We start from the raw sequence: 9,575 nt of genomic DNA, 5'->3' as shown, positions 1-9,575 counted from the left end.
CCTGTGGACGCCGGCCGGCTTCGCTCGTAACCTGCTGTTCAACGGATTCCATCCGGTGCTGCCATGGTTCGCGCTGTTTCTATATGGCATGTTGCTGGCACATCTACCACTGCAACGCGCCAGTACGCAATGGGCGTTGGCAGGAACCGGATTGTCGATGGCCGTGCTGGCTGGTGTAATCTCACACCTGTGCCAGGACAGCGCCTTTGCCTGGCTGCTAGGCACGACACCTATGCCACCGGGCCCGCTATATCTGCTCATGGGCATTGGCTCCGCCAGCGCTGCCATTGGCGTTTGCCTGCGCATTTCCAGCCAGTGGCCCGGTCGGCCGTTGAGATTCCTGCTACCCGCCGGGCGCATGACCCTCAGCATCTATCTGGCACACATTTTCATCGGCATGGGCCTGCTGGAAACACTTGGGGCGCTGGATGGCAACTGTACTCTGACCGACGCCGCACTGGCCGCATCAGCTTTTCTGGCATTTGCAACAATCGTGGCCTGGGTTTGGAGTTTCAAGATGAGGCAAGGCCCTGTCGAACGCCTGATGCGATGGCTGACAGCCGTGCGTTAGACGCATGGATTCYGGTCACTTGCAAGCCGCTGCGCCATCGCCTCATGGCAACGCTCAACAGGCATGTGACGATGACATGGTTTTGTTAGCCGCGCCTAATCAGCCTGGGCGCCCGAACGCTTCACCACCGCGCCCCACTTGTGGATCTCGCTGTCGACGAACTTGCCGGTTTCCTCCGGGCTCATCGGCATCGGCTCCGAGCCGCGGTCGGTGATGAACTTCGACAGCTCGGGCGACTGCAGCGCCTTCACCGTTTCCGCGTTGAGCTGGCTCACGAGCGCGGGTGGCAGGCCTTTGGGCGCCATCAGGATGGCCCAGCCCAGCGCTTCGAAGCCTGGAACGCCTTGCTCGCGCACCGTGGGCACCGACGGCAGCTGCGGCGCGCGCTTGGCCACCGTGACCGCCAGCGGCACGGCCTTCTTCGACTGGATCAGGGGCAGCGCCGCCGTCACCGAGTCCACCATCAGCGGGATCTGGTTGCCGAGAAAGTCGGACTGCGCCGGGCCGCTGCCCTTGTAGGGGATGTGCACCATGAAGATGCCCGCCTGGGCCTTGAGCATTTCGGCCGACAGATGCTGGGTACCCCCCACGCCCGCGCTGGCGTAGCTGTACTTGCCGGGCGCGGCCTTGGCCTTGGYGATCAGGTCGCGCAGCGAGACGATGCCGGAAGCCGGCGTGGCGAGGAACACCAGCGGCACCGAGAACACGCCGGAGATCGGCTGGAAATCCTGGCGCGGGTTGTAGTTCAGCTTCTTGTATAGCGTCTGGTTGACCGCCATCGCGCTGCCGGCCATCACCAGCGTGTAGCCATCGGGCGCGGCGTGGGAAGCGATCTCCATGCCGAGGTTGCTGCCCGCCCCGGCACGGTTGTCCACCACCACCGGCTGGCCAAGCTGCTTGCCCAGCCGCTCGGCCAGGGCGCGCGCAAAGATGTCGGTGGCCTGCCCCGGCGGGAAAGGCACGATMAGCTTGATGGGCCGCTCGGGATAAGCGGCGTGGGCAAAGGTGGCAGCCGTCGTCAATGCTGCCGCGGCGGCGATGAGGGCGAAGGGCTTCTTCAAGGGGGGGCTCCTGCGTTATTGGTTTTATGTGTGGTGCTGGGTCAGTGCACGGCGCGCGATGCATGGGAGCGGCCGCGCAGGGGAGGATTCTACGGGATGGCGCATCGCGGCCGCATCGCCGTCCTTCCGCTCTTGCATTTCCATATGCCGATTGCAGCGTTGGCAAGCCCGGGTGGCCTTCGAAGAAATCACCGCGTCCAACCTGGTCAAGGTCGATATCGACGGCGAGATCCTGCGCGACGACACTGGCCTTGGCATCAACCCGGCCGGCTACGTGATCCATAGCGCCATCCACGCCGCGCGCCACGACGTGGGCTGCGTGCTCCATACCCACACCGCTGCCGGCATCGGCGTGTCGGCGCAGCGCGATGGCCTGCTGATGATTTCGCAGCACGCCATGCGCTTCTTCGACAGGGTGGCCTATCACGACTACGAAGGCATCGCCATCGACCTGGATGAACGCTCCCGGCTGGTGGCGGACCTGGGCGAGCGCGATATCTTCATCCTGCGCAACCACGGCCTGCTGACGTGCGCGCCCACCATTGCGCAAGCCTTCCAGGAACTGCATATGCCGGAGCGCGCCTGCGTGGCGCAGCTGGCCGCGCAATCCGGCGGCGCACCGCTGGTGATCGCACCCGATGCCGTGGCACGCAAGGTGGCGGACCTGGTGGTGAGCAATGCCGGCGGCCCCGTCACGCGCAAGCACTGGGCGGCCCTGCTGCGGCAGCTCGATCGCAGCGATCCGTCGTATCGCCAGTAATCGCCAGTAATCGCCAGTAGTCGCCARTAGTCGCCAGCGCGCGCCGTGGCCGGCTCAGCGCCTGTGGTCGAAGCGCCGCGCCAGCCGCTCGCCGCCGAACTGCACCAGCGTGACCAGCGCAACCAGGATCACGATCACATTGAACATCACCGCGGTCTCGTAGCGCTCGTAGCCGTAGCGGATGGCCAGGTCGCCCAGGCCGCCGGCGCCCACCGCGCCGGCCATGGCCGACGAGCCGATCATGGCAATCACGCTGACGGTTGCGCCGCCAACGATGCCGGGCAGCGCTTCGGGCAGCAGCACGTGGCGCACGATGTGCCAGCGCCGGCAGCCCATGGCGCGCGCGGCCTCGATCAGGCCCGGATCGATCTCGTTCAGGCTGACCTGCGCAATGCGCGCAAAGAAGGGAATCAGGTGCACGCTCAGTGGCACCACCGCCGCCCACGTGCCCATGGTGGTGCCGACGATCAGCCGCGTCACGGGCAGCATCGCCACCAGCAGGATGATGAACGGGATCGAGCGGAAGGTGTTGACCAGCGCCGACAGCGTACGGTGCAGCCGCGGACGCGGACGCAAACCACCCGGCGCGCTCAACGTCAGTACGATGGCCAGCGCCATGCCGCACACGAACACCACCAGGCAGGCGGCGCTCACCATCAGCAAGGTCTCGCCCAGCGCCTTTACGTACTTGTCAGCCATGGGCGGGAACATAAGCCTGTATTTCGATATTGGCGCGCGCACTCGCGTACGATGCGTTGGCCGCCTTGGCGGCATGCATGGCATGGGCAAACTCGCCGCCGGCCGGCACCGGCAAATCCAGCCGCAGCGGGCGCAGCAGCGCCAGCGTGGCGGCGGCCCGCGGCTCGGCAAACACCTGCCACACCGTGCCGAGCTCCACCGCGCGGCCTTGGTCGAGCACCAGCACGCGGTCGCAAGCCTGGCGGATCACCGCCATGTCGTGCGTGATCAGCACCACGGTCAGTCCGAGCGTGCGGTTGATGTCGCGCAGCAGGGCCAGGATCGATTCGGTGGTCTCGGGGTCCAGCGCCGAGGTAGCCTCGTCGCACAGCAGGATCTCCGGGCGGTGCACCAGCGCGCGCGCAATGCCCACGCGCTGCTTCTGCCCGCCGGACAGCGTGGCCGGATAAACCTGCGCCTTGTCGGCCAGCCCCACCAGTTCCAGCAACGCCATCACGCGCGGCACAATCTCCGCGCGCGGCACGCCGGCCACGCGCAAGGGCAAGGCCACGTTCTCGAACACGGTCTTGGCCGATAGCAAATTGAAATGCTGGAAGATCATGCCGATGCGCCGGCGCAGCGCCACCAGGCCGTCCTCGTCCAGCGTGCCCACGTCCACGCCATCCACGCGCACCTGCCCCGCGCTGGGACGCTCCAGCATGTTGATGGTGCGCAACAGCGTGGACTTGCCCGCGCCGCTACGCCCGATGATGCCGAAAACCTCTGCGCGCGCCACCGTGAATGACACCTCCTGCAACGCGGCCGCGGGCGCGCCCGGGTAGTGCTTGCCAAGCTGCTCGAAGACGATATGCGGCGGACTTGATTGCAGCGGGGGCGTCTGTGACACGATGAAAATCCTCCGGGAACAACATCAACAACATGAGCAACGGCAGCCGCCACATCAGAACGCCGGGATCACCGAGCCCTGGTACTTGGTCAGGATGAACTTGCGCACCTCGTCCGAGTGGTACGCCTTGATCAGCGGTGCCACCCACGGCGCGGCCTTGTCACGCTCGCGCACGGCAATCACGTTCACGTACGGGTTGTGCTCCTTCTTCTCCACCGCAATGCCATCGCGCGTGGCGATCAGCCCGGCCTGGTAGGCGAAGGTGTTGACCACGGCGGCGGCATCCACGTCCGGCAACGAGCGCGCCAGCACCACCGAAGCGCTTTCCACCAGGTCCAGCTTCTTCGGGTTGGCGGTGATATCGCCCAGCGTGGCCGTGCCGGTGTACGGGTCGAAACCCGCGCGCAGCTTGATCAGCCCATGATCGCGCAGGATCACCAGCGCCCGGGTCTGGTTGCTCGGATCATTGGGAATACCCAGCCGCGCGCCCTGCGGCAGCGACTCCAGCGACTTGTATTTGCGCGAGTAAAAGGCAATCGGCGAGATCAGCGTGTCCGCCACCGCCACGATCTTGTAGCCGCGCTGGTTGATCTGGTCACGCAGGAACGGCTTGTGCTGGAACGCGTTGGCATCGAGATCGCCGTTGTTCAGCGCCTCGTTGGGGCTGGCGGTGCCGGTAATCACGATCGGCTCCACGTTGAAGCCTTGCTTGCGGGCCACCTTGGTCACCACTTCCCATATCTCTTCGTCCACCCCGCCGCGCACGCCGACCTTGATGGGCTTGTCGGCGGCCAGCGCCGGGGCGGCGCCGATGGCGAGCGCCGTCGTGGCGGCGAGGACCGTGGATAAAATTGCACGCAGGTTCATAAGCCGTTCACCTCGAAGATATTGCTGGCGATGATTGAGCTGGCGAGATGCCAGGCAACCAGTCTAGGTAAGCGACGGCATGCCGGTCCAAGAATAAAACCGCAGTAGCAAATCCGGAAAACCTGCCAGCGTGGCAGCGTGGCAGCCGTGGCGACCGGAAGTCAAAACGTGCGCACGCCGCACGCATATCCATGCGCCGATTTGTTCCTTCCGCAAGCCGGGCCGGCTGCGTAGAGTGACGGGTTCCCGTACGCCGCGCGAGCTGCAAGGCTCGCGCCGCCCTCACCCGACGACTTCACCATGGCTTCCTCCCCGGGGCACGCGCCCGCCTCCCCCATCCACAGCGAAGTCGATTTCGGCGCGCCGGGCAAGCACACCGGCTACCTGCGCCTGCCGCACTCCGCGCATCGCTCCGCCTATGGCTGGCTGCCCATCCCGATCGCCTCGGTACGCAACGGCGAAGGCCCCGCCGTGCTGGTGATGGCAGGCAACCATGGCGACGAATACGAAGGCCAGATCCTGGTTTCGCGGCTGATCCGCGCGCTCACGCCGGAGATGGTGCAAGGCCAGGTGATCCTGCTGCCGATGGCCAACTATCCGGCCGCGCAAGCCGGCCTGCGCACGTCGCCGCTGGACGGCGGCAATCTCAACCGTAGCTTTCCCGGCGATGCGCGCGGCACGCCGACGCAGGTCATCGCGGACTATATCGAGCGTTCGCTGCTCACGCGCGTGAGCCTGGCGATCGACCTGCACTCCGGCGGCAGTTCACTGCAATACCACGGCGCCACCTTGTTTGCCCAGGCCGCGCAAGACGCTGCCGCCAAGGCGCGACTGTTCGACGCGGTGCATGCCTTCGGCTTGCCGCACACCTTCATCAATGAGGTGCCCAACCCGGTCGGCTTCCTTGGCGTTGTGCGCGGCCCGCTGGTGCCTGCTGCGGCGCCGCACACCACCCGACTGCTGCGCGTGGACCGGGAGCGCCATTATGTTTATGCGCGGGAAGACGGCATCTTCGAGCCACTGGTGCAGCTTGGCGATCGCGTGGACGCCGGCCAGCCTGCGGCGCTGCTGCATACGCCGCACAGCCTTGAGCGCGAGCCGGCGATCGCGCGCTTCCCGGCAAGCGGGTTGGTGATCTGCAAGCGCGTGCCCGCGCACACGCAGCGCGGCGATTGCCTGTTCCAGCTGGCCGACGATTGATAAGCGCTTGCTCAGCACAAGGCGCGCGTGCCGGCATCACGCCGTCGCTTTACACCTCACCAGTATGCATTCCCATGCCCAGGCTATCTGACTCACCACGCCGCGCCCTCCTTGCCCTGGTGCTCACCACGCTGCTCGGCAGCACCGCCGTCCACGCCGACGCCACGCTGGATCGCATCCAGCAGCGTAAGAAAATCAGCATCGGCGTCATCGTCAACGGCACGGGCGGCTTCGGCTCGATCGATCCGGCCAGCGGCGAGATGATCGGCTTCAACCCGGAGCTGGCCAGGCAGATCGCCAGGGACCTGGGCGTGCAAGCCGAACTGGTACCCGTGCTGCCAGCCAACCGCGTGCAGTTCCTGCAGCAAGGCAAGGTGGACCTGCTGGTTGCCAGCATGCTGCTGACGCCGGAGCGCGCCACGCAGATGGATTACGCCCCCACGCCGTACTATCGCAACGGCGGCACCGCGGTCTTTCTCAAGCGCAGCGGCATCAAGCGCTGGGAGGACCTGCGCGGCAAGCCGGTCTGCCTTTCGCAGGGCAGCAGCTATGCCAAGCCGCTGAGCGCGCAGTACGGCGCCGAGCTCAAAGGCTTCAAAGGCATGTCCGAATCCCTGCTGGCGCTGCGCGGCGGCGCCTCGTGCGTGGCAGCCGTGCATGAGAGTGTGACACTGAACACGCTGGTGGCGCGCGATCCGGAATGGCGCGACTACGCGGTGCTGCCCGACGAGGTCGATCCCGCCCCGCAAGTGGCCTGGGTGCGCAAGGGCGAAAAAGACACGGTGGCGGCGGTGGACCGCATCATCCAGGACCTGCACCGCTCCGGCCGGCTGATCGAGCTGGAAAGCAAGGCCGATCTGCTGCCGCGCTCGCCGCTGCTGGCGCAAATGCACCGCAAGTTCAGCGGCAAGCCATAGAGGCAGTGATTTACTTCAGGTATTTCCAGACGCCATTCTGGATCTGGACCAGCACCGCTGCCCGCTTGTCGTAGCCAACATGGTCGGACCGGGACATCGTCGTCACGCCTTGGGTAGTCACGACACCGCTGGTGCTCTCCAACGCGTCGCGCAGCGCGATGCGGAACGCCTCTGTGCCCGGTTTGCCCTTGCCAAGGGCGGCGGGAATCGCCGCACGCAGCACCAGGCCCGCATCCCAGACGTTGGCCGAGAAGATCGAGGCTGAGTTAGAGCCGTACGCGGCCTCGTAGCGCTTGACGAAATCCTGCGCGACGGGCCGCATCGGGCTGCCAGGCTCAAGCTGGTCCGCTACCAGCACCGGCCCGACCGCGAAGATCGCGCCCTCCGCATCCTTTCCGGCAACGCGCAGGAAGTCCCGGTTGGCAATGCCGTAGGTCTGGTAGACGCGTCCTTTGTACCCGCGCTCGGTGAGCGCTTTCTGCGGCAGGGCGCCGGGTGTGCCGGATGCGGCGACAAGGACGGCGTCCGGCTTCGCGGCGATGATCTTCAGTGTCTGCGCGACTACGCTGGTGTCCGTGCGGACATAACGCTCCGTGGCCACAAGCTTGATACCGGCCTTGTCCGCCAGCGGCTGGAGTGCGGCCAGCCATGCGTCGCCATAGGCATCCGAGAAACCCATGAATGCCAGTGTCTTCGTCCCGGCCTGTTGCATATGGTCAAGCGTGGCGCCGATCATCAGGTTCTCATTCTGGATCGCCTTGAATGCCCACCGTCGTTTCTCGTCCTGCGGCTCCACGATCTTGGCGCTGGCAGCCAGGCTCATCAACGGCACCTTGGTCTCGGCGGCAACGTCGACCAGCGCAATGGTCGACGGCGTAACCGAGGAGCCCATCACCACATCCACCTTGTGCTCATCCACCAGGCGGCGAAAGTTGCGCACGCTGACGCTGGGATCCGAGGTGTCGTCGAGGAGGATGAAGTTCAGCTTCTGCCCTGCTGCCTCCTTTGGCAGGAGGTCGATCGCGCGCTTTGCCGGCATGCCGAGCGACGCCGCGGGACCGGTCAGCGACAGGGTGACGCCGACGTTGATGTCGGCACGCGCAGGGGTTGCTGCCAGGCCGGCCATGGCAAGCACGGCAGCCAGTATTGAGCGAGCGGGATGGAACATCATCTTGTCTCCTTGGATGATCGCGGCCATCTGGGTGGCGCGTGTTGCGGTGCTCTTGCCAGGCAGTGGGGCTGCGCGGCGTGCTCAGATGTCCAGTTCCAACTCGGGAGTCAGCGCCCGGGAAACGCAAATCATGATGGCGGTGTTGGCCTCGCGCTCTGCKTCGCTCAGCACGTAGTCCCTGTGGTCCGCCTTGCCGGACAGCAGGGGCACCTCGCAACTGCGGCACAATCCCTCGCGGCAGGAGAACGGCAACGGCACGCCGTTGTGCTCGAGCGTTTCGAGAATGGTGGAACCGGCGGGCACGGTGAAACGGCTGCCGTGCCGGTGCAGGACAACCGTGAAAGCCTCGTCCGCATCGGCATCGGCATGTGCACTGGCCTGCTGCGGATCCGCGCTGAACCGCTCGAAATGCGTGGCAGCGCGTGGCACACCTGCCGACTCCGCCTTGGCAGCCACCGCATCCATCAGCGGCGAAGGCCCACAGCAATACACGTGCCCACCCTCGTGCAGCCCGCCAAGAAAAGAGGCAAGATCCGCCAGCGCACCCTGGCTTTCGTCATCGACATGCAACTGCACCCTTTCCCCGTAGCGCGACAACGTATCCAGGTAAGCCGCGCGCTGGCGCGAGCGCATGCAGTAGAGCAGTTTCCACGGCCGGCCGTTGGCCTCGCACCAGCGGATCATGCTGAGAATCGGCGTGATGCCGATGCCGCCGGCGATGAACAGATGCGCAGTGGCAGCCGCGTCGATGCCGAACAGCGAACGCGGCGCGCTCACGGCGAGCGCGTCGCCCTCCTTGAGTCCTTCATGGACATACCGCGACCCCCCACGCGACAACGGCGCGAGCCCCACGCCAAGGCAGTAGCGGTCGGTCTCGTCGGAGTCGTTGCACAGCGAGTATTGCCTGACAATATTGCCGGGCAGGTGTACATCGATATGCGCGCCCGCGGTGAACGCCGGCAAGGCGCCACCGCAGGGGCGCCGCAGCTCGATGCCGAGAATGCCCTCGGCCTCCGCGGTCATCCTGGATACGATCAGTTCGAGCATGCCGTGCTACCTCCGCGCGGACGCTGCCGCTTCCTCTTCGAGCTTCTGGTTCACCGCCCAACGGAATTGCGAAAGCGCGGCGTCGATGGAAAACGGCATCATCTTGAAGTTGGGCTCAAGCTCAAGGCTTCGCTGCTGCGCCGAGATGATCTCGCGGTCTTCGTCGAACGCGGTGACCACGCTTTGGTGAATCGACGCGGTGACTTCCGGCTTGTCGATGGCAAAGTTGTGCGGATGGGCGAAGAAGTAATGCGTGGAGTTTTCCGTCTCCGGGGTGATGGCCTGGCAGCCACGGAATTCGGCGGCATCGACGCGCACCCCCGCCGGCGCGCCCGTGCCGGTGGGAGACATGCCGGAATCCATTAGCAGGATGGCGGGGATCGTGAAGTTGTAGAT

General features: G+C 65.7%; 11 protein-coding genes. 4 read left to right on the top strand and 7 right to left on the bottom strand.

Annotated features, from left to right (window positions below; all coding sequences use genetic code 11):
• Positions 1-571: DUF418 domain-containing protein (locus AC1DS3_RS34015; protein WP_477128902.1), on the top strand; the 571-nt coding region annotated here is incomplete at its 5' end.
• A 95-nt stretch (positions 572-666) separates the two neighbouring features.
• Here AC1DS3_RS34015 and AC1DS3_RS34010 read toward each other — a convergent pair.
• Entirely contained in the window at positions 667-1,632 is a 966-nt protein-coding gene (locus AC1DS3_RS34010; RefSeq protein WP_477128901.1) for a tripartite tricarboxylate transporter substrate binding protein, read from the bottom strand.
• A gap of 172 nt (positions 1,633-1,804) precedes the next feature.
• On the opposite strand from AC1DS3_RS34010, the gene AC1DS3_RS34005 reads away from it, so the two are divergent.
• Positions 1,805-2,392 carry a class II aldolase/adducin family protein gene (locus AC1DS3_RS34005; protein WP_441636273.1) on the top strand — a complete coding sequence of 196 codons (588 nt, stop codon included), beginning with the start codon at positions 1,805-1,807 and terminating at the stop codon, positions 2,390-2,392.
• A gap of 54 nt (positions 2,393-2,446) precedes the next feature.
• Here AC1DS3_RS34005 and AC1DS3_RS34000 read toward each other — a convergent pair whose 3' ends face one another.
• From AC1DS3_RS34000 to AC1DS3_RS33990, 3 genes are read right to left on the bottom strand one after another with little or no spacing between them, the layout of a single operon-like run.
• Positions 2,447-3,103 (bottom strand): methionine ABC transporter permease, encoded by a 657-nt coding sequence (locus AC1DS3_RS34000; protein ID WP_150984309.1) that lies wholly within the window; start codon positions 3,101-3,103, stop codon positions 2,447-2,449.
• Positions 3,084-3,977, bottom strand: a complete 894-nt coding sequence (locus AC1DS3_RS33995) for a methionine ABC transporter ATP-binding protein (protein ID WP_441636276.1) — start codon at positions 3,975-3,977, stop codon at positions 3,084-3,086. The genes AC1DS3_RS34000 and AC1DS3_RS33995 overlap by 20 nt, the downstream gene beginning before the upstream one ends.
• A gap of 54 nt (positions 3,978-4,031) precedes the next feature.
• The gene (locus tag AC1DS3_RS33990) at positions 4,032-4,844 is read right to left on the bottom strand and encodes a MetQ/NlpA family ABC transporter substrate-binding protein (RefSeq protein ID WP_441636278.1); all 813 of its coding nucleotides are present in this window, start codon (positions 4,842-4,844) and stop codon (positions 4,032-4,034) included.
• 300 nt (positions 4,845-5,144) lie between these two features.
• Between AC1DS3_RS33990 and AC1DS3_RS33985 the strand changes: the two genes are divergently transcribed.
• The gene (locus tag AC1DS3_RS33985) at positions 5,145-6,044 is read left to right on the top strand and encodes a M14 family metallopeptidase (RefSeq protein WP_477128900.1); all 900 of its coding nucleotides are present in this window, start codon (positions 5,145-5,147) and stop codon (positions 6,042-6,044) included.
• Between the two features lie 74 nt (positions 6,045-6,118).
• Positions 6,119-6,961 (top strand): transporter substrate-binding domain-containing protein, encoded by an 843-nt coding sequence (locus AC1DS3_RS33980; RefSeq protein ID WP_441636282.1) that lies wholly within the window; start codon positions 6,119-6,121, stop codon positions 6,959-6,961.
• Between the two features lie 10 nt (positions 6,962-6,971).
• Here AC1DS3_RS33980 and AC1DS3_RS33975 read toward each other — a convergent pair whose 3' ends face one another.
• The 3 genes from AC1DS3_RS33975 to AC1DS3_RS33965 all read right to left on the bottom strand — a co-directional run.
• Positions 6,972-8,087, bottom strand: coding sequence for an ABC transporter substrate-binding protein (locus tag AC1DS3_RS33975; RefSeq protein ID WP_477109180.1), 1,116 nt, complete (start codon positions 8,085-8,087; stop codon positions 6,972-6,974).
• Positions 8,088-8,213: 126 nt separating this feature from the next.
• The gene (locus AC1DS3_RS33970) at positions 8,214-9,179 is read right to left on the bottom strand and encodes a PDR/VanB family oxidoreductase (RefSeq protein WP_477128899.1); all 966 of its coding nucleotides are present in this window, start codon (positions 9,177-9,179) and stop codon (positions 8,214-8,216) included.
• Positions 9,180-9,185: 6 nt separating this feature from the next.
• Positions 9,186-9,575 (bottom strand): SRPBCC family protein (locus tag AC1DS3_RS33965; RefSeq protein WP_477128898.1); only part of this gene is annotated, 390 nt, incomplete at its 5' end.

This window comes from Cupriavidus sp. 01L46 (assembly GCF_056399905.1).
This window is presented reverse-complemented; position numbering and strand designations above follow the sequence as displayed.